Origin of the sequence: Alteromonas algae, assembly GCF_049117195.1 — a bacterium.
In the GTDB taxonomy this organism is placed as follows: domain Bacteria; phylum Pseudomonadota; class Gammaproteobacteria; order Enterobacterales; family Alteromonadaceae; genus Alteromonas.
On sequence record NZ_CP185260.1, the window covers coordinates 963547 to 983172 of the forward strand.

The following is a 19626-nucleotide window of genomic DNA, read 5'->3' on the forward strand; positions in this document are numbered from 1 at the left end:
CCTATACTTGCAACTGTTGGCTTAGCGGCTTTCACTAAGCTCTGCGAGTTGGCGCTGTAGTAATTTCACCTGTTCCTCTAGCGTTGAAACGCGATGAGACAGGTCGCTATTTTCGTCAGTAGTCACTGCGTTATTTTCTGTCACACCAGACGTTTTGTTTCCGTGTGCTGATTTGTAGCGTTTAATTGCATCAATCGCTTCAGGAACACTAACTTTAAAAGGTGCTTTGGCGCGCAATAAGCCAACAGATGGCGTAACACCGCTTTGCGTTAGTTGATCGCAAATAATCGTAAGGGTTTGAAGATTGTCGTTCGCCATCGTGTTCATAATGCCCATGTAAAACCGAGATGTTACATCAGATTGCTGGAAAGAGCCTATTTTTATCAGTTTGTTTAAATAACTAATAGTAAGCGTTATTCTTTACTTTTTAGTTAATTTCACAATGTTGTTTTTTGGTAAAGTCAATAAAAACATGGGGTTACGTTTTGGCTTTAAAATTGATTATGTAAGCGTATGCACACAATATAAAAATATGTTTGAACAAGGAACACAAAATGAAAAAGGTTATGCTTTCAATCGCACTAGCGTCAAGTGCACTACTAAGTGGATGTGTAGTATCAGTAGGTGGCGGTAGTGATAGCCACTACAGTGCAGATTGGGAAGATCGTGAATACAACAATAGACAACATATAGCAGCGCTAGAGTCAGGCATGACCTATGAGTCAGTCTTACGTAAAATGGGCGTTGCAGACTTCAATGAGTTGTTCGAAAAGCAAGATGGTACTTATCGTGTGCTGTTTTACCGTACACAGAAAACAATGGGCGACGGTATTACCACAAAAGATGAGTGTACACCGCTTGTTTTCAGAAATAGCCAACTCGTTGGTTGGGGCGACAGCGCGTACGCATTCATGAACTAGTTTTACATTTTCTTAACATTTTGCCATTTTTCTTGTAGTGTGAACAAAACACTTAGCGCTAACGTAACGCAGTGTACACACTGCAGGAGAATGGCATGACAGTAAGTACCGCTGCATTTACACCCACACCTAATTCACCTGAAAATACGGTTAAAGCCGTTCATCTCTCTATTGACGATTTAAACGTTGCTGCGTCTATTTTGTTTAACGCTTATGTCGATGACCCTCTGTTTGCAGATATTTTTCAGGCTGAAAAAGAAGGTTATGAAAGCCGGCTTCGTTCAGCAATCAGGGAAGAGCTTAATGCCTTCTGGACTGCCGAGCAGCCAATGATCGGCTTATTTCAAGACTCCCGATTGCTTGCAGTGGCTTGCCTGACATCGCCTGACGCCGCATTTGGCGCTGGTCGCTATTGGCATTGGCGGTTAAGAATGTTGTTAACGGCGGGGTTATTTGGAACAAAGCAAATGCTTCAAAAAGAAGAAAAAGTAAGAGATCTAGTTCCGGCCAGCAACTTTCACATGTTGAGCTTCATCGCGGTGCACCCTGACCATCAACATTTGGGCTTAGGCCACGTGCTTCTTGGTGCTATCGATAGTGTGGTTGAAGAAGACAATAACAGTGAAGGCGTTGCAGTCTTTGTGACCGTAGAAAAGCATAAACGCTTTTTTGGTGACGATAAATATCAAGTGGTAGGTGGGCTTACCCTGTCGCATGTTAACGGTGAAGTGATGTTTAGAGTACGCCAATAGTAATGCATGGTTAAGCACTTCTTCTTATGCCATTGTACTTAACACAATAGACATTTGAACGGTTAACTGTAGACCTTGCTCTACAACGAGCCGTGCCAATTATTGCAGCCTCACGATAGCCGCGATAAGAGAACAGTGCGTGCGTATTAGAGAGCAGGGTTCACGTATCTACTTACCTCGTTCTGATAAAGACGTGCTTTTCAAAATCATCTCAGAAAGGCTTGGTTTCATCTTACTTAATCATTATCCAGTCAATAGATCGGTATCACTAATTTAAATTAACGAGCGCAATGAGACTGGTACACTAAAATTACTTTTTCACTTATTGGAAGGCCAATATGTCAATGTCTAAACAGTTGTTTACAAAAATAAGTTCACAGGGTGAATTGTCGGTTAGCTTACAAGAGAACAGTGTTCCAGAGCCAAAGCCCCATGAAGTCGTCGTACGTATAGAAGCGGCACCTATCAACCCTTCAGATATGTGGCCAATGTTCGGTCCTGCTAACTTGGCAGAAGCACAATTTGATGCGTCAACGAATACGCTTACTGCGCCAGTAGCAGAAGCAATCCTGCCGCGTATTGCATCTCGATTGGACATGACCTTGCCCATCGGTAATGAAGGCGCAGGCGTAGTGGTTGCGGCCGGTAGTAAAGCACAAAGCTTAATGGGTAAAACAGTAGGCGTATTAAGTGGTGCAACGTATAGCGAGTATTGCTGCGTGCCTATGCAAGCTTGTATCGTCCATAATGAAGGCACAACGGCTAAACAGGCGGCTTCGTCATTCGTGAATCCTTTGACGGCGTTGGGCATGGTAGAAACCATGAAGCGTGAAGGGCATAAAGCGTTGGTTCACACTGCAGCAGCATCTAGCTTAGGTCAGATGCTAAACAAGATTTGTATTACCGAAGGTATCGACTTAGTTAATATCGTACGTAAACCTGAGCAAGCACAATTACTGGTAGATATCGGTGCCAAGTATGTTTGTGACTCATCGCAGCCTAGCTTCAAGAAAGATTTGTATAACGCCATTAAGGAAACCGGTGCAACATTGGCATTTGATGCAACCGGTGGTGGTACGTTAGTAAGTGATATACTGACGGCGATGGAAATGGTTGGCAGTAAAGACGCAAAAGGCTTCAACACCTACGGTTCTGAAGATAACAAGCAAGTGTACATCTACGGCGGATTAGACATTTCACCAACCGTGCTTAACCGTGCCTACGGCATGACATGGGGGATCGGCGGGTGGCTACTAATGCGTTTCCTTGGCAGCTTGCCGGTAGAACGTGTCTTAGCATTACACAAGCAAGTAGCAGATGAAATTGATACCACCTTTGCTTCTCATTTTAGTAATGAGATTAGCTTACTCGAAGCGTTAAACCCTGAAACCATTGCTAAATACAATGCGAAAAAAACGGGGGAGAAGTACCTCGTTAACCCAACTAAGTAGCGAACAATTAGCGCGGCTTTCATGCCGCGCTTTTTCATTGACCATAACGATAAATTGATTACTGCGCTGTTTACGCTTTATATACCCTCCATTGAATGAAACATCAAAATGTGTTCCTTCTTGCGCTGCCTCTTAAAGCATTTGCTTAGTTCATATCCAATATGCTTAAAGTCTTGTAAGACATATCCTACAAATGTGTACGTATATCGTCTTTTTTTATGACGTCTAAATTTATACTAAAGTATAAAGCTGCTGATTTTTAACGATTTTTTATTTTTTAGACAAAAGTTGTAAAAAAACCGCCTTAAATATTTGTAATTCAGTATGGCAGTAATATTTAAGGGGGATACTATACATACGTCACAGGGAAACACGACGAGTCAGGACGACAAGGGAATAACCTAGGACAACTTAAGGATGAGATTCTCATACATGATGTGTGAGCGAATGGACAAAGGACAACACTACGGAAAGTTATTGACAGGATGTTCAAGGAAGCCAAGGGATTAAATGGACTGTTATGGTGAAAGGATTTCACAAAAGGACGTAACAGGATATTGCGTAAGGATGCGTGAGGCAGGATGCTAAGGAACTAACGGAGCATACAAGGACGTAAGCAGTTGCAAAGGGTATGCAACGTTAAAAGGAATAAGGGAAAGGGACATCAGTTGAACTGAAAGGACAGCCTCAGGAAGAGGAGCGCTATACGACAGGATGTATAGTTATAAAAGGATAAAAGGAAAGGGATCTACGCAAGGATGTGTGGCTCGCACAGGATGTTGCGAGGAAAGAAGGAAAGGGGCGTATAGGGATTTTAATCTGGATGATTTTAGTCGCAATGGATCGCAGAGAGGGATGCTCAAAATTCCGAAAAAAGGTAGCAGAAATGCTACCTTTTTTTTATGCCGGTTTTATCAAACCTTTGTTACGCTTATTGACGTTTAAATTTTATAGGGGGGGAGCGTCGTCGTTAAAACTCGTGAACCTATTAATTGTATCTCTCCCGTGTACCTATTTTTACCATCGCTTGAAAATTCAAAATAATAGCTGCTGAGCCAGTCAGGTTTAGCGTATTTGAACGATAGCCGCGTTTTGTTGCGCGCAATACTTAATAACTGTAACTGATTGGTTTCACAGTATTGCAGTAAGTAAGTATTAACGTACTCTGAAATTCCCCGTATCCGCCAAAACTGATAGCTTACAAAACCAATGCTTAGCCATGTAACAAGTTCAAGTAACGTCATGATTCACCTCGCATAGAAGAAAATAGTAAACCAATTGCTTTTGTCAGTGTGTCTGAGCGTTCTGGGTTACGTAATACCGATAGCACATCATTTCGCAATGCTGGTATTTGCACAAGGTCTGAAAAGAAACCAGAAAACAAGGCGCCTTGGTGCAAATCAGAGGCATCTACGCGAGCACAGGCTTCGAAGAAAAGCATTAAGAGAGACGCATCAAACTGTGTGAAGTGTCGCGCGGCTATTACACTGAGAATATCAATTCTGTCTGCTTTTTTGTTTTCAAGAAGCGAAGCGAGCTGTCGATAAACCACGTCACTTTTTTGCGCGCAGGATAAGCTTCGTAGGGCAGCGATATTCACGTCACCGTCTTGCAGTACCCAACTTGCAAAAACAGCTTCAAGCCGTTCGCTTACTTCACAATTTTCACAGCTTTCCATCAGCGTATGAAGAAACGGCGTGGCAAAGACTGAAATATTATCAACCAGTGCTTGTTCAAGTTTTTCGCGTTTGTTGTTGTGGGATAAACTGAAAGCAAAGTCAGTAACTCCTTGAAGTGGCAGGGCCTGCCAATCAGCCACTTGCGGTGCTTGAAGGTAGGCCTCAACATTACAAACTTGGTCAGATAAGGGTTGAGCCAAGGCTATTTTTACTAACGCGTTAAATTGCGCAAGCAAAGCTTGTCCTGGAACAAAAGAATACGGGTTATCTGGCAATGATTGGTGTTGCTCGCCTTCATCAGCAATAGATTGCCCCAGTGCATCAACAATGATTTCTAGGAAGTGGTTTCGAGAAGCAGGAGACACAAGGCCTCTTTCATCCAACGGGAGTTTAACAAACCAAATATAGTGTTGCACAGACGCGTTTTTGTTCCAAAATACGATGCCAAACCAACCATGCTGTTGTCTTGGGTAAGGTGCTGGTGCAGTGCCGTTTTCTATATTTAAAAAAGCCTGTGCGTCAATAGGTGTAAGCCGTCGGCCCATATCGAATATACGATATTCTGTTCCAGCCTGAAGAAGAAATTCACTGATTGAATTAATACTGCTCGCGCCCATTTACCCTGTCCTGTGCTTTTATCATTAACGGCGAGAGTTTATCATAAATGTTCAGTTTTCGTTGAGCCAAACCAGATTCATACTATTAGATCTTAACGACGGTTTTGCTATACTCGCCGCCTTTCTCGGTGTTGTTGAGTTTTTTGATGCAAGTACATGAACATTATCGCCAACTTATTGATGCGCTTTCACAGGCGTTAAAAGCGCATTGTTTATGGCCCACCACTCGCCCCGCTGATACCGCGTTTTTAAGCACCACCCCCTTTGCCATTGACACGATGGCGTTCGAGAGTTGGCTGGCATTTATTTTTATTCCTAAAATGGAGGCGCTTATTGCAAACAAAGCGCCTTTGCCGCGTATGGAAATAGTGCCTGCTGCCCAGGTTTATCTATCGCCTTGCCCAACCCCAATTTTAGCCGTTATAAGACAGTTAGATGCGCTATCAATGGAGCAAGAAAATGAGTTTTGAGCCGCAACCCAGCGTCGTAACACAGACGCAGACCAGCGTGGATTCACCGCTTGAAGTGCTCTATCAGGACGAGCATATCGTAGCGATAAATAAACCTCCAGGCCTCTTGGTACACCGAAGTCCCATCGATAGGCATGAAACCACGTTTGCTGTCCAAACCCTTCGTGATCAACTGGGTCAATACGTGTACCCGGCGCATCGTTTAGATAGGCCCACTTCTGGGGTTCTCGTGTTCAGTTTCTCCTCCAAAGTAGCATCAATACTTGGTGAGCAAATGATGCTAAAGCAAGTAAAAAAGGAATATCACGCTTTAGTAAGAGGGTATGTGAGTAACACGGGGCTTATCGACTATGCACTTAAGTACCGGTATGACAAAATTGCTGACAAACATAAACGGCCTCAACAGCCTCCGCAACAGGCTACAACCTTGTATGCCGCTAAAATGCGATATGAGTTACCCTATGCGGTTGGCAAGTATCAGTCTGCAAGATTTTCTCTTGTACAACTTCAGCCGTCGACAGGTAGAAAGCATCAGCTTAGGCGGCATATGGTACATATTCGCCATCCTATTTTAGGTGATACGACGCACGGTGATGGAAAACAAAATAAATTCCTTCAAGAACACTTTGGTTTTAAGAATTTGGCCTTAAGTTGTACAGGTATGAGCTTTATGCACCCTGTTACAAAGCAGTGGCTTTCAGTGTCTGCTACTATGCATGACGAGATGAATAGAGTAGTAGACGAGTGGCAGCGTTACAAAATAGATAGTTAAGAAGGTAGAGAAAATAATGGGTACATTGAAAATAATTGCGGGCACCGTTTACGGCAACGCGCAGCACGTTGCTGAACAAGTAGAAGAAAGCTTGGCTGAACAGGGCATTGACTGTGAGTTAGAAAGCGATCCGTCGGTAAACGATTTCACCGACGCAGATGCGATACTGGTAATTACGTCTACGACGGGTCAAGGCGATGTGCCACCTAATGTAGAGTTCGCTTTTTCAGATTTAAAAGATGAAGCACCACAATTAAATAGCAAGCCTTTCGCGGTAGCTGCACTTGGCGATAGTAGTTACGGTGATAGCTTCTGTGGTGCAGGTAAGCAGTTTTATGCGCTATTACAGGAATTACAAGGAAACGCTGTAGCCGATATGCTTGCTGTTGATGCGATGGAAACGCTTGAGCCAGAGAAGGATGTCGTAGAGTGGGTAAACAGTATTAAAGATAAGCTGGTTGGTTAAGCCACTTTCAAATAATAAAGTAGTAGGGCGCAACACTGCGCCCTACTGATCAATAAAGCGGTTATTCAGCGCCACGTAAAAGCGCGTTTATGCCTACTTTTGCGCGTGTCTTTGCATCGACTTTTTTCACGATAATTGCTGCATATAGGCTGTATTTGCCATCAGCGCTTGGCAGATTTCCAGATACGACGACCGAGCCAGCTGGCACACGACCATAGTGGACTTCACCGGTTTCTCTGTCGTAAATGCGCGTGCTTTGGCCTATGTAAACGCCCATAGAAATTACTGCACCTTCTTCGACAATCACTCCTTCAACAATTTCTGAACGAGCACCAATAAAGCAGTTGTCTTCGATTATCGTTGGATTGGCTTGTAGGGGTTCTAGTACACCGCCAATGCCTACACCGCCAGAAAGGTGAACGTTTTTGCCAATTTGTGCACAAGAGCCTACTGTTGCCCAAGTATCTACCATCGTCCCTTCATCAACGAATGCACCGATATTTACGTACGAAGGCATGACGACGGCATTTTTGCCAATGAAGGTTCCCGTACGAACCGCCGCTGGAGGAACGATACGCGCGCCTTCTTCTGCAAACTTAGCGGCAGTATAGTCGGTATATTTCAACGGAACTTTATCGTAAAACTTGCTCTCTGCGCCGTCTATAATGTCGTTGTTATGTAAACGGAAAAAAAGAAGTACGGCCTTTTTCAACCATTGATGAACGACCCATTCACCAGCAATTTTCTCTGCTACTCGCGCTTTGCCCGTGTTGAGTAACTCAATTGCAGCAGCAACCGCTTTCTTTACGTCTTCAGGCGCAGCTGAAGGGGATATGTTGTCGCGATTTTCAAACGCTTCTTCAATGATGGCTTTCAATTCATTCATGGTATTGTGATATCTTCAAGTTGGTCTAGTTTAAACAAAATGCGCTTTTTCAAGCTTACTTGCTGTTCTTGGGTTAATGCTACGCCAGCATCATTACTGACGATAAAAATATCTTCGGCTCTCTCGCCGATAGTCGCAATCTTCGCGAGTTTTAGCGTTACATTGGTATCAACGAACGCATGTCCAATTTTAGCTAATATGCCCGGCGCGTCTAGTGCTTCGAGCTCTACCAGTGTTGCTTCATCGTTTAAAGTGAAAAAGCGTACCTTAGTAGGAACGTTTAGTTGCTTCATCTGACGAGGCAGTTTGCGTTTATTCTCATGAGAACGTCCGGGCTTTTCAAGTTGCTCTGATACGGCTTTTTCTAATGACGCAATACGTGATTCTGAGGACAATCGAGAGCCGTCATTCTCAAGGATAAGCATACTATCGAATACGTAGCCATCACGCGTCACAGTAGCATGAGCGTCGTGAATAGAGCAGTTACGGCTATCGAGTACTGACGCTACTTGGGCAAATAGCGCTTTTCTGTCTTTTCCGTAGATGAAAATCTCGGTGCCGCCTTTAGCACTATTATCATTCGCTTTTACCAGCAGCCCATTATGTTCAGGCGATAGCCATGCATTTTGTGCCTTAATAATTTCATCTGTATGCCAGGCAATTTGCGTTGGCTTAAAACGTACAAAATAGTCGTCGTCCAGCCTTGCCCACAATGCATCGATTGACTCTGGGTTGATAGGGCGTTCTTGTAAAATTTGCTTAGCTTGATGTTTGTGCGTATCGACACGCTCTTTAATGGTAACCTGACACTGCAAACCATTTTCTAATGCTTTTTGCGTCATCAGATAAAGCTCTCTGAGTAACGATGCTTTCCAATCGTTCCAAAGGTTGTCGTTTGTAGCCCGAATATCAGCGAGCGTTAAGGTATACAGCAGGTTAAGGTGGTTATGGCTTCGAACAGCACCAGCAAATTCGCTAATAACTTCTGGGTCGTAGATATCTCGTCGCTGCGCGACTACAGACATTAGTAGGTGATTTTCTACCAGCCAACTTATCATGTTTGCGTCTTTTTCAGGCACATCGTGTTGCTTACAAAATTTGGCGACGTCAATAGCACCTAATGTTGAATGATCGCCATTTCGACCTTTCGCAATATCATGAAAAATTGCTGCAATATAGAGTATATCTGGCTTGTCCAAATTGCGGCATATCCGCCCGCAGCGCGGGAAATCTTTATTTTTATCTGAGAAAAAGTAATTGACATGTTTTACCAAACGGTGCGTGTGTTCATCAACCGTGTAGGCGTGAAATAAATCAAATTGCATCATGCCTACAATGGCGTCCCACTCGGGTAAGTAAGACTGCAAAATACCGTATTGGTGCATGATGTCCCACGCAAAATCAAAAAAAGCGGGCTGCCTAACCAGTGCCATAAACTGGCGTCTGCATTCGGGGCGGTCGACGAAGTAAGAAGCGTCATATTGACGTTGTGCGTTTCTTAATTGTCGAATGCAGGTTGTGCTCAACCCTTGTACTTCAGGGTTTTGCGTGATGGTGTCGAGAAACGCTAATATGGTCTCAGGCGTAGTGAATACGTCTTCACGACGAGGCGATATCATGTTATCCAGTAACTCGAAGTCTTCGTTTATTATAACGGTCTTCTGCACACTTTGGTTTAACATGTCGTATTTGAATCGTTGCAGCAGCATCTGGTTAAGTTCTGATACACGCGCAATGGTTCTAAAAAAATCGCGCATCATTTTTTCAACCGATGCTTTTCCGTTTTCGCCGTAACCAAGCATGGCAGCAACGTCAGGTTGATAGTCGAATAGTAGTCTGTTTTCGCTTCTACCTGCTACAAGGTGTAAAGCGCAGCGCAGCTTCCATAGGTACATCCGACATGCAATTAGCTCACTGTGCTCGTTCTCAGTAAAGTAACCGTGCCCCACCAAGTTCCAACCGTCATATTCTTTGAAGTGTTTTTTTGCTACCCAACCTATAGATTGAATATCACGAAGGCATCCAGGATTTTCTTTTACATTCGGCTCAAGGTTATACGCGGTGCCATTAAACTTAGCATGTCGCTTTTTCTGCTCTTCATATTTTGCAGAGAAAAACGCTTTGCTACTCCAAGAATGTCGGCCATTTGCTTCTTCCCAAAGTTTCTCAAAGACGGATTCACTACCACAGAGTAATCTGCTTTCTACTAAGTTTGTGGCGATGGTGATGTCGTCTTTCGCCAGTTTAACGGTATCTTTTATTGTCCTAACAGACTGACCGATGTCTAATTTAATATCCCATAATAATGTGATGAAAAGGCTTATTTTTTCCTGAACGTCGGGTTTTAAAGATCGTTTGCTGACAATGAGTAAATCGATATCGGAGTGGGGTTGAAGATGTCCTCGTCCATATCCGCCAACGGCGCACAATGCCAAGTCATTTTCTGAGTCTAACCCATACAGCTCCCACAGTTGGCATAGCAGAGCGTCAATAAATTGCGCGCGCCCATTTACCAGTTGATTGATAGGAATGACATCAAATGATGCTTGTATCCACTCATAGCTGGCTTCAACGTATGCTTTGATAGATGCAAGATCATCTACTAAAGAGATGTTTTCAATGTTTTTAATTAACGATTGGAGGGTCAAAGTACACCTTAACTTGCGTAAACAATTCTGAACGTAAGAACCATATCACGAATTGATAAGAAATCGCAGTGCCTTTACGGTGCATATTGCAAGTGAAAATGTGAATAAATATAAGAAAAAGTTATAGAAAATAGCAGAGGATGCTAAATACACGAAAAGACGTGCGCATCCTCTATAACTTCAAATTACACGTTAGGCGTGAGAGATAACGCGTTCTAGTGTTTCTTCTTCTCTAAGCGTTAATACCTCAACGCCATCATCGGTAACCAGTAATGTGTGTTCCCACTGTGCACTTAAGCTTCTGTCTTTAGTCACCACCGTCCATTGGTCTGGAAGTACTTTACTGTAGCGTTTTCCAGCGTTAACCATAGGCTCGATGGTAAAACACATGCCAGGAACCAGTTCTTCCCCTGTTCCCGGTTTACCGTAATGCACTATCTGTGGTTCTTCGTGGAAGCTTGAGCCGATACCATGGCCGCAATATTCGCGAACAATTGAATAGTTATGCGCTTCAGCATGAGTTTGACATATGTGACCAATGTCGCCCAATCGCATACCTGGCTTAACTTGCCTAATCGCTTTGTATAAACACTCCTGCGTGACGCGCGCAAGGCGTTCGGCAAGGATTGATGGTTTACCCACTATGAACATCTTAGAGGTGTCACCGTGATAACCATCTTTAATAACAGTGACATCAATATTAATAGCATCCCCGTCTTTTAGCTTTTTATCAGAGGGAATACCATGGCAAATACAATGATTAACTGACGTACATATAGACTTAGGGAAAGGAGGGTGGCCATAGTTTAATGGTGCTGGAATAGCTTGTTGTTCATTAACGATATAGTCATGGCAGATGGTGTTGAGCTCATCTGTTGTTACGCCTTTTTTAACGTAAGGCGTAATCATGGTTAATACGTCCGCAGCAAGTCTACCCGCTACGCGCATTTTTTCGATTTCTTCCGGTGTCTTAATTATAGCTGTCACAGGGGCTCTCAAATAGAATAAACGTAAAATTTAACAGTGTTGTACGGCAGTATAGCAAAATTCGATTATTGATCGTATTACTTACTAAAAGGAAAGTCTAATCGTAGAAAGTGACGCCATATGTCCACCGTTAAAAGACGCTACCATGCCACCAAAATAATCACAGCAGTTCGCATAGAGATTTTATGAAAATGTATCAGGTAAATCTTGCTAAAACTTGAGATAGGGCAGGGGGTGTGGTATAAAGCGCGCGCTCTGACAGAAAGGTCGATGGTATTACTGCTTTTGCCCGCTGTCTAAAGAGTAAATTACTTTTATTAAAACACACATATACCGACACTTCGTATCGGGGTGTTCAGCCTAGGCTGAATCGATACAAGGGGTATATGGAGGCCTAACCCCAAGAGGAAAATAAAATGGCTAATGTTTCTATGCGTGACATGCTGAAAGCCGGTGTGCATTTCGGTCACCAAACTCGTTACTGGAACCCAAAGATGAAACCTTACATCTTTGGCGCTCGTAACAAAGTTCATATCATCAACCTTGAAAAAACCGTTCCACTTTTCAATAACGCGCTTAACTACCTTTCAGGTGTTGCGTCTAAGAAAGGCAAGGTTCTTTTCGTGGGAACTAAGCGCGCTGCTGGCGATGCTATTAAAGAGTCTGCACTTAAATGCGACCAGTTCTACGTTAACAAGCGCTGGTTAGGTGGTATGTTGACTAACTGGAAAACAGTTCGTCAGTCAATCAAGCGTCTTAAAGAGCTTGAGCAAAAAAGCCAAGACGGTACGTTTGAAAAGCTAACCAAAAAAGAAGCACTTATGCTTCAACGCGAAATGGAAAAGCTTGAAAACAGCCTTGGTGGTATCAAAAACATGGGCGGTCTTCCAGACGCGATCTTTGTTGTTGATGCTGACCACGAGCACATTGCCGTTACAGAAGCACGTAACCTAGGTATTCCGGTTATTGGTGTAGTAGATACAAACTCTAACCCAGATGGCGTTGATTACGTTATCCCTGGTAACGACGATGCTATCCGTGCTATCCAACTTTACTTGGATGCTGCTGCAAACGCTATCAACTCAGGTCGCGAAAGCAACCTTGAAGTTCAAGCTGAGCAAGACGACTTCGTAGAAGCAGCAGAGTAATCTGACTGTTTGCTGCCGTTATAAATTAACAGAGCAGCACAATATAATACGAAACGTATTGAGAGGGGCGGTTCCGCCCCTTTTACCTAATGAATTTTATTTTTAATGCTGAGGAATTGAAAAATGGCAGTGACTGCAGCACTAGTTAAAGAACTGCGCGAACGTACAGGCGCAGGTATGTTGGATTGTAAAAAAGCCCTTGTTGAAACGGATGGCGACGTTGAACTAGCCATTGAAAATATGCGCAAGTCTGGCCAAGCGAAAGCAGCTAAGAAAGCAGGCCGTATTGCAGCTGAAGGTGTTATTCTAACAAAAGTTGAAGCAGGTCGTGCGACCATGCTTGAATTGAACTGTGAAACTGACTTTGTTGCTCGCGACGAAGGTTTCTTGAAGTTTGGTAATGCGTTGCTAGAAATTGCAGCAGCTAACAATATCAATGATATCGACGCACTTAACGCTGCTGATTTAGACGGTGTTAAAGTAAGCGATGCACGTGACACATTGGTTGCGAAAATTGGTGAAAACATCTCTCCTCGTCGTGTAATCAACGTTGAAGGTGAAACACTAGGCGCTTATGTACACGGCGGTCGTATTGGCGTAGTTGCTATCCTTACTGGTGGTGACGAGACGTTGGCGAAAGATATTGCGATGCACGTTGCAGCAGCTAGCCCTCAATTCGTGAAGCCGGAGAATGTTCCTGCTGAAGTTGTTGAGAAAGAGAAAGAAATTCAAATCGGTATTGCTATGCAGTCTGGTAAGCCAGCTGACATCGCAGAGAAGATGGTTGCAGGCCGCATGAAGAAGTTCACTGGTGAAGTGAGCCTAACGGGTCAGCCTTTCGTGAAAGATCCATCAATCAATGTTGCTGAGCTTCTTAAGAACAACAGCGCTGATGTTATCAACTTCGTTCGTTTTGAAGTTGGCGAAGGTATCGAGAAGAAAACTGAAGATTTTGCGGCAGAAGTTGCTGCGCAAATGGAAGCGGCTAAGAAATAATTGGGCGTTTACCTTTTGCATTCAAAGAATGTCAGATAAACTACAAGCACCTCTTCGGAGGTGCTTTTTTATAGCTATTAGTTTCGGGTCTTCGTTTATTGTTACAATATGCCGTGAATGTTGTTAGCGCGAAGATATAGACTTTACAAAACATTTTCTCCTAGTCTTTTTGTATTAGTGAACAGATTCAAGAAAAAGCTTAGTAGAAAATGGGTTTACGAGGACGATTCAAACAATGAGCATCACACCAAAATCAGCATACCGCCGTATTTTATTAAAGTTAAGCGGCGAAGCCCTTATGGGTGAAGAAGGCTTCGGCATCGATCCAAAAGTATTGGACAGAATGGCGCAAGAAATTAAAGAGCTTGTTGAACTTGGCGTTCAAGTGGGATTAGTTATTGGCGGTGGTAATTTGTTCCGTGGCGAAGGCCTAGCAAAAGCGGGAATGAATCGCGTTGTAGGTGACCACATGGGTATGCTAGCAACGGTAATGAACGGTTTGGCCATGCGCGATGCACTCCATCGCGCTTTCGTAAATGCACGAATGATGTCTGCTATTCCTCTAAACGGTGTGTGCGACGCTTACAACTGGGCTGAAGCGATTAGTTTGTTAAAGTCTGGTCGCGTTGTTATTTTTTCGGCGGGCACCGGTAACCCGTTTTTTACTACTGACTCGGCAGCGTGTTTACGTGGTATCGAAATTGAAGCAGACGCGGTGTTGAAAGCCACAAAAGTAGACGGCGTCTACAGCGATGATCCGGTAAAAAATCCCGATGCGACGCTGTACGAAAAGTTAAGCTACAACGAAGTATTAGACAAAGAATTAAAAGTGATGGACTTATCGGCATTTACGCTGGCAAGAGATCACAGCCTACCTATTCGTGTATTCAACATGAACAAACCGGGTTGCCTGAAACGTGTTGTAATGGGTGAACAGGAAGGCACGTTAATAAGTCACGCTGACAGCAATTAATAAAAGAGAAATAGGATACAAAATCGTGATTGATGAAATTGAATTAGATGCGCAAGAACGCATGGAAAAAAGCATCACTGCATTAAAAGGGCAGTTTAGTAAGATTCGTACTGGTCGTGCACACCCAAGCCTGCTAGACGGCATCATGGTTCCATACTACGGCACTGATACACCGCTTAAGCAAGTGGCCAACGTTATCGCCGAAGACAGCCGAACATTAGCATTAACTGTTTTTGATAAAAGCGCTATTCAAGCGGTTGAAAAGGCAATTATGCAGTCTGATCTTGGTTTGAACCCTATGAGTGCTGGCGGGTCTATCCGTATTCCACTGCCGCCACTTACAGAAGAGCGCCGTAAAGATCTTATTCGTGTCGTTCGTAACGAAGCGGAAGGCGGTCGAGTAGCGATTCGTAACATCAGAAGAGACGCAAACAGTGATGTTAAAGACTTGCTAAAAGAAAAAGAAATCAGTGAAGATGAAAGCCGCGCGGCAGAAGAAAACATCCAATCTACAACTAATGATTTCATCAAGAAAGTTGACAGCATGCTTGCTGACAAAGAAAAAGAATTAATGGAAGTGTAGTTAATTATTATGATTGGGAAGCGGTTTAGCGCGACCAAAGCTAAAAGTGAAGAGCAGCCAAGCATTCCGCTTGGCCCTCAACATGTTGCGATAATTATGGATGGCAACGGGCGATGGGCGCAAAAGAAAGGGAAGATTCGAACCTTTGGGCATAAAGCGGGAGTAGAATCTGTTCGTGCTGTGGTTCGCTTTGCGAGAAAAACCGGTATTCAGTCACTTACCTTGTTTGCATTTTCTAGCGAGAATTGGAAGCGTCCTGAAGAGGAAGTTAGTGTACTTATGGAGCTGTTTAACTTGGTGTTGAACAGTGAGGCAAAGCGGCTGCATAAGAACGGTGTTCGTTTGCAAGTCATTGGCGATGTGAGCGCGTTTGACAATAAGTTGGTTGAGAAAATACGCAAAGCTGAAGCAATGACGGCGGAAAATAATGAACTTGTTCTAAATATCGCAGCCAATTATGGCGGCAGGTGGGATATCGTAAACGCGGCAAAACAAGTCGCTATTAGTGTCAAAGACGGCTCGTTATCCCCTGACGACATAACCGAATCACTATTCAATCAACATACTTCTACGCACAACCTTCCAGAGTTAGACCTTCTTATACGAACCGGTGGCGAGCATCGCATAAGTAACTTTTTGCTTTGGCAATGCGCCTATGCAGAACTTTATTTTACCGACGTGCTGTGGCCCGATTTCGACGAAGATGTATTTCAACTTGCCGTTAATGATTTTAATGTTCGACAGCGCCGATTTGGCTTAACTGGTGAACAAGTCAATACCGATGATAATTAATTCCATGCAAATGATTATCAGGGTTTGCCTGATGACAGGAGCCAAGAGCCAATTATGCTAAAACAACGAATAATTACTGCATTAATATTGGCGCCTTTAGCGCTATACGCCATTTTGTTCCTTCCTATTTTCTGGTTTGAAATTGCTATTGCCGGCGTCATCGGCATCGGTGCCTATGAGTGGGCTGCAATGGCAGGCGTAACAGCACGCCCTAAAAAGCTTATTTTTATGGCGGCAGCGTTCGCGATATGTATTGCGCTTTCAACAATAGTAGATGCCAGTGTCATCTGGTATCAAGGCCAATTACACGGGCTTTATCGACTGATATTGACGGTTGCGGTTATCTGGTGGCTATTGTCTCTGGCAATGGTACTTGCCTATCCAAAATACTCAAAAGTATGGCGAGATAGCAAAATAGTGCGCACGATTTTTGGTGCGTTAACGCTTATTCCAACGTGGGTTGCGGTTATTGCGCTTCGCACCAGTTTACATGATGTTGACCCCTTCTATGGCGCATCACTTATCTTTTATGTGTTAGGTATTGTATGGGCTGCCGATATCGGCGCATTTTTTGTCGGCGTCAAATTTGGACGCCACAAGTTACGACCAAACGTATCACCAGGAAAAAGCTTAGAGGGGCTTCTTGGTGGTATAGCAGCGTCGTTTGCCATTATTGCGTTTGCCGCATTACATTACCAAGTCGAACCTTCTCGTATTTGGCTTCACCTTGCAATCGGTGGCGTGACGGTTGCTGTGTCTGCATTAGGTGATTTAAACGAAAGTATGTTAAAGCGCTGTGCCGGTATAAAGGACAGTGGGAAAATTCTTCCAGGGCATGGTGGTGTGCTTGACCGTATAGACAGTTTAACGGCTGCCTTCCCCGTATTTGCCTTTTGCTATGTGACGTGGATGGCATAATGCAGACGGTAACTATTTTAGGCGCTACCGGCTCTATTGGTTGTAGCACGTTAGACGTTATACTTCGCCATCCAGCGAACTACCGCGTATTTGCAATAACGGGAAATACCCAAGTAGAAGAACTTATTAAGCAGGCGCAAAAGTGTACGCCGCGTTATGTGGTCGTCGCTGATGAGTCGCATTATGCTGCGGCGTGTGATTATGCAAAGCAATATCACGTAACAGCAGAGATTTTATGCGGCGCGAAGGCGTTAGAAGAAGTGGCTAGCGCGTCTGAAGTCGATGCAGTGATGGCAGCTATTGTTGGCGCCGCTGGGTTACTTCCAACGTTGGCTGCAGTCAAAGCCGGTAAAAAAGTGTTGTTAGCAAATAAAGAAGCGCTGGTAATGTCTGGGGCGCTGTTTATTGAGGCCGCCAATCAAAGCGGCGCGGAACTGCTACCCATCGACAGCGAGCATAATGCAATATTCCAATGTTTGCCCGCTGATTTCGAGTATGGTCAGTTGGAAAAGTCAGGTATTAGCAAAATACTGCTTACAGGCTCTGGCGGTCCGTTTCGAGAAAGGGCGCTCTCATCCTTTAGCAGTATTACCATTGATGAGGCTAGCACACACCCTAATTGGTCAATGGGAAGAAAGATTACTATCGACTCAGCGACAATGATGAACAAAGGGTTAGAGTTTATTGAAGCGTGTTGGTTATTCGGCGCAAGTGCAGACGATATTGACGTCGTTATTCACCCGCAAAGTATCATTCATTCTATGGTGCAATACGTAGATGGGTCTGTGATTGCTCAATTAGGCAACCCAGACATGCGTACGCCAATTGCTTACGGGCTTGCCCATCCGGCTCGTATTGATGCCGGCGTCAGGCCACTCGATTTTTCGGATATGAAAGACTTCAGTTTTCATACACCGTGTTTTGAGCGTTATCCAAATTTGAAGTTAGCGATAGAAGCATGTCGAGCAGGACAAACCGCAACAACATGGCTCAATGCAGCTAATGAAGTGGCGGTGTCACACTTTCTTGAAGGGCATATCGCGTTTTGTGATATTGCTTACGTCAACGAATCAACGCTTAATGCTATGTCTTCCGTTGACGTTACCTCGATTCAGCAAATAGTAGAGCAGGATGAATTAGCTAGGGTAGCTGCAGAGTCTGTTATTAAGGTTAAGGTAGCATGTTAGGTTTTTTATGGAGTTTAGGCTCGTTTATTGTCGCCTTAGGTATACTTGTTGCTGTTCACGAATGGGGGCACTTTTATGTGGCTCGTCGCTGCGGCGTTCAGGTTGAGCGTTTCTCTATTGGTTTTGGAAAGCCTATTTGGCGAAAAATGGGTAAGTCAGGAACTGAATACGTTATTGCTCTGATCCCGCTTGGCGGGTATGTAAGAATGTTGGATGGTCGTGTCGACGATGTTCCTGTGCAATTGGAAGATAAGGCATTTAATAATAAGCCTGTACTTCAGCGTATGGCAATTATTGTTGCAGGCCCGATGGTCAACTTTATCTTTGCTATCTTCGCCTTGTGGTTGATGTTTCTCGTGGGTTTACAAACGGTACGCCCGATTGTTCAGGAAATTAAAACTGATAGTATAGCGGCGCAGTCAGGCCTATTAGCCGGCGACGAAATTATTAAAGTAGGGGACAGAGATACGCCTGATTGGGAAGCAGTGAACCTAGAGTTAGTGTCTTATATCGGTCACGAAAACGCCAGCGTGACGCTAAAAGATGCCAATAACTCGGTAAAAGAAGTGACTTTTACTTTAGGTAATTGGAACTTTGACCCAGATAGCGAGTCTCCTTTAAGCAGTTTAGGGATTATGCCTTTTAGACCAAAACCGACGCTTATCGTTGGTTTTGTCTCAGAGGGAAGTGCTGCACAACAAGCAGGGCTTCTGAATGGAGATAAGCTGGTTCAATACAATGGTGAAGACATTGTTTCATGGCAAGCTTTAGTTGATATCATTGTTGATAGTCCTGGTGAGTCTAGTGTATTCACTATTGAAAGGGATGGACAACAGCAGCAGGTGCATGCAACGATAGCGCGCCGTGATACGGCAGAAGGGCAAACTGGATACTTAGGTGTTAGTCCAGTTTTTGAGCCTTGGCCTGATGGGTACGTATTTACTCACCAATATGGTGTGGTTGACGCATTCACAAAGGCGGTAGATAAAACATGGCGTCTGATGACGCTTAGCGTAGAAATGATTGGCAAGCTATTAACCGGCGATGTTTCGGTTAAGAATTTAAGCGGCCCCATTTCTATCGCGCAAGGAGCAGGAACAAGCGCAGGGTATGGGCTTGCTTATTTCCTAAGCTTTCTTGCACTCATTAGCGTGAATTTGGGCATTATAAATTTATTACCCTTACCCATGCTTGATGGCGGACATTTGATGTATTTTACCATTGAGTGGATAACCGGAAAGCCAGTGTCGGAAGCGGCACAAGAGTGGGGGTTCAGAATCGGTGGAATGCTTCTTTTTGTAATAATGGGTATTGCCATCATGAACGACATTGCGCGCATAACCTGATGAGTATCAGGAATAATAAAACAGCAAATACAAAA

General features: G+C 43.9%; 20 protein-coding genes. 14 read left to right on the forward strand and 6 right to left on the reverse strand.

Annotated elements, in window-relative coordinates; genetic code table 11:
• Positions 1–21: 21 nt before the first annotated feature.
• Positions 22–336, reverse strand: coding sequence for a hypothetical protein (locus tag ACOJRU_RS04265; RefSeq protein ID WP_421133807.1), 315 nt, complete (start codon positions 334–336; stop codon positions 22–24).
• 218 nt (positions 337–554) lie between these two features.
• On the opposite strand from ACOJRU_RS04265, the gene ACOJRU_RS04270 reads away from it, so the two are divergent.
• The 3 genes from ACOJRU_RS04270 (at position 555) to ACOJRU_RS04280 (ending at position 3123) form a co-directional block, all read left to right on the forward strand.
• Positions 555–920, forward strand: a complete 366-nt coding sequence (locus tag ACOJRU_RS04270; protein WP_421133808.1) for a DUF3192 domain-containing protein — start codon at positions 555–557, stop codon at positions 918–920.
• A gap of 95 nt (positions 921–1015) precedes the next feature.
• Positions 1016–1672, forward strand: a complete 657-nt coding sequence (locus ACOJRU_RS04275) for a GNAT family N-acetyltransferase (protein ID WP_421133809.1) — start codon at positions 1016–1018, stop codon at positions 1670–1672.
• Between the two features lie 338 nt (positions 1673–2010).
• Positions 2011–3123, forward strand: a complete 1113-nt coding sequence (locus ACOJRU_RS04280; RefSeq protein WP_421133810.1) for a zinc-binding dehydrogenase — start codon at positions 2011–2013, stop codon at positions 3121–3123.
• A gap of 941 nt (positions 3124–4064) precedes the next feature.
• Here ACOJRU_RS04280 and ACOJRU_RS04285 read toward each other — a convergent pair.
• Together ACOJRU_RS04285 and ACOJRU_RS04290 are read right to left on the reverse strand one after the other, a co-directional pair.
• Positions 4065–4367 carry a DUF3301 domain-containing protein gene (locus tag ACOJRU_RS04285; protein ID WP_421133811.1) on the reverse strand — a complete coding sequence of 101 codons (303 nt, stop codon included), beginning with the start codon at positions 4365–4367 and terminating at the stop codon, positions 4065–4067.
• On the reverse strand, positions 4364–5419 hold the full coding sequence (locus ACOJRU_RS04290; protein ID WP_421133812.1) for a DUF3549 family protein: 1056 nt from the start codon (positions 5417–5419) through the stop codon (positions 4364–4366). Before ACOJRU_RS04290 ends, ACOJRU_RS04285 begins: the two co-directional genes overlap by 4 nt.
• Before the next feature lie 146 nt (positions 5420–5565).
• On the opposite strand from ACOJRU_RS04290, the gene ACOJRU_RS04295 reads away from it, so the two are divergent.
• The 3 genes from ACOJRU_RS04295 to ACOJRU_RS04305 are packed head-to-tail and all read left to right on the forward strand — an operon-like array spanning position 5566 to position 7127.
• Positions 5566–5889, forward strand: coding sequence for a YqcC family protein (locus ACOJRU_RS04295; protein WP_421133813.1), 324 nt, complete (start codon positions 5566–5568; stop codon positions 5887–5889).
• The gene (gene truC, locus ACOJRU_RS04300; protein ID WP_421133814.1) at positions 5879–6661 is read left to right on the forward strand and encodes a tRNA pseudouridine(65) synthase TruC; all 783 of its coding nucleotides are present in this window, start codon (positions 5879–5881) and stop codon (positions 6659–6661) included. Before ACOJRU_RS04295 ends, truC begins: the two co-directional genes overlap by 11 nt.
• Before the next feature lie 16 nt (positions 6662–6677).
• Complete coding sequence (locus ACOJRU_RS04305; RefSeq protein ID WP_421133815.1) at positions 6678–7127, forward strand: flavodoxin domain-containing protein; 450 nt, start codon at positions 6678–6680, stop codon at positions 7125–7127.
• A 61-nt stretch (positions 7128–7188) separates the two neighbouring features.
• Here the strand turns inward: ACOJRU_RS04305 and dapD are convergent, their stop codons facing one another.
• From dapD to map, 3 genes are all read right to left on the reverse strand, one after another.
• A complete protein-coding gene (dapD, locus tag ACOJRU_RS04310; RefSeq protein ID WP_421133816.1) occupies positions 7189–8013 on the reverse strand; it encodes a 2,3,4,5-tetrahydropyridine-2,6-dicarboxylate N-succinyltransferase in 825 nt (274 codons plus the stop codon).
• On the reverse strand, positions 8010–10661 hold the full coding sequence (gene glnD / locus ACOJRU_RS04315) for a [protein-PII] uridylyltransferase (protein ID WP_421133817.1): 2652 nt from the start codon (positions 10659–10661) through the stop codon (positions 8010–8012). Before glnD ends, dapD begins: the two co-directional genes overlap by 4 nt.
• 192 nt (positions 10662–10853) lie before the next feature.
• Entirely contained in the window at positions 10854–11648 is a 795-nt protein-coding gene (map, locus tag ACOJRU_RS04320) for a type I methionyl aminopeptidase (RefSeq protein ID WP_421133818.1), read from the reverse strand.
• A gap of 416 nt (positions 11649–12064) precedes the next feature.
• On the opposite strand from map, the gene rpsB reads away from it, so the two are divergent.
• From rpsB to rseP, 8 genes are all read left to right on the forward strand, one after another.
• The gene (gene rpsB / locus ACOJRU_RS04325; protein ID WP_421133819.1) at positions 12065–12796 is read left to right on the forward strand and encodes a 30S ribosomal protein S2; all 732 of its coding nucleotides are present in this window, start codon (positions 12065–12067) and stop codon (positions 12794–12796) included.
• Between the two features lie 123 nt (positions 12797–12919).
• Complete coding sequence (gene tsf / locus ACOJRU_RS04330; RefSeq protein WP_421133820.1) at positions 12920–13792, forward strand: translation elongation factor Ts; 873 nt, start codon at positions 12920–12922, stop codon at positions 13790–13792.
• A 235-nt stretch (positions 13793–14027) separates the two neighbouring features.
• Positions 14028–14765 carry a UMP kinase gene (pyrH, locus tag ACOJRU_RS04335; protein WP_421133821.1) on the forward strand — a complete coding sequence of 246 codons (738 nt, stop codon included), beginning with the start codon at positions 14028–14030 and terminating at the stop codon, positions 14763–14765.
• 25 nt (positions 14766–14790) lie between these two features.
• The gene (gene frr / locus ACOJRU_RS04340) at positions 14791–15348 is read left to right on the forward strand and encodes a ribosome recycling factor (protein ID WP_421133822.1); all 558 of its coding nucleotides are present in this window, start codon (positions 14791–14793) and stop codon (positions 15346–15348) included.
• A 9-nt stretch (positions 15349–15357) separates the two neighbouring features.
• Positions 15358–16140, forward strand: coding sequence for a polyprenyl diphosphate synthase (uppS, locus tag ACOJRU_RS04345; RefSeq protein WP_421133823.1), 783 nt, complete (start codon positions 15358–15360; stop codon positions 16138–16140).
• Between the two features lie 54 nt (positions 16141–16194).
• Positions 16195–17058, forward strand: coding sequence for a phosphatidate cytidylyltransferase (locus ACOJRU_RS04350; protein WP_421133824.1), 864 nt, complete (start codon positions 16195–16197; stop codon positions 17056–17058).
• Positions 17058–18245, forward strand: coding sequence for a 1-deoxy-D-xylulose-5-phosphate reductoisomerase (gene ispC, locus ACOJRU_RS04355; RefSeq protein WP_421133825.1), 1188 nt, complete (start codon positions 17058–17060; stop codon positions 18243–18245). Before ACOJRU_RS04350 ends, ispC begins: the two co-directional genes overlap by 1 nt.
• The gene (gene rseP, locus ACOJRU_RS04360) at positions 18239–19591 is read left to right on the forward strand and encodes a sigma E protease regulator RseP (RefSeq protein WP_421133826.1); all 1353 of its coding nucleotides are present in this window, start codon (positions 18239–18241) and stop codon (positions 19589–19591) included. Before ispC ends, rseP begins: the two co-directional genes overlap by 7 nt.
• The last annotated feature ends 35 nt before the right edge of the window (positions 19592–19626 follow it).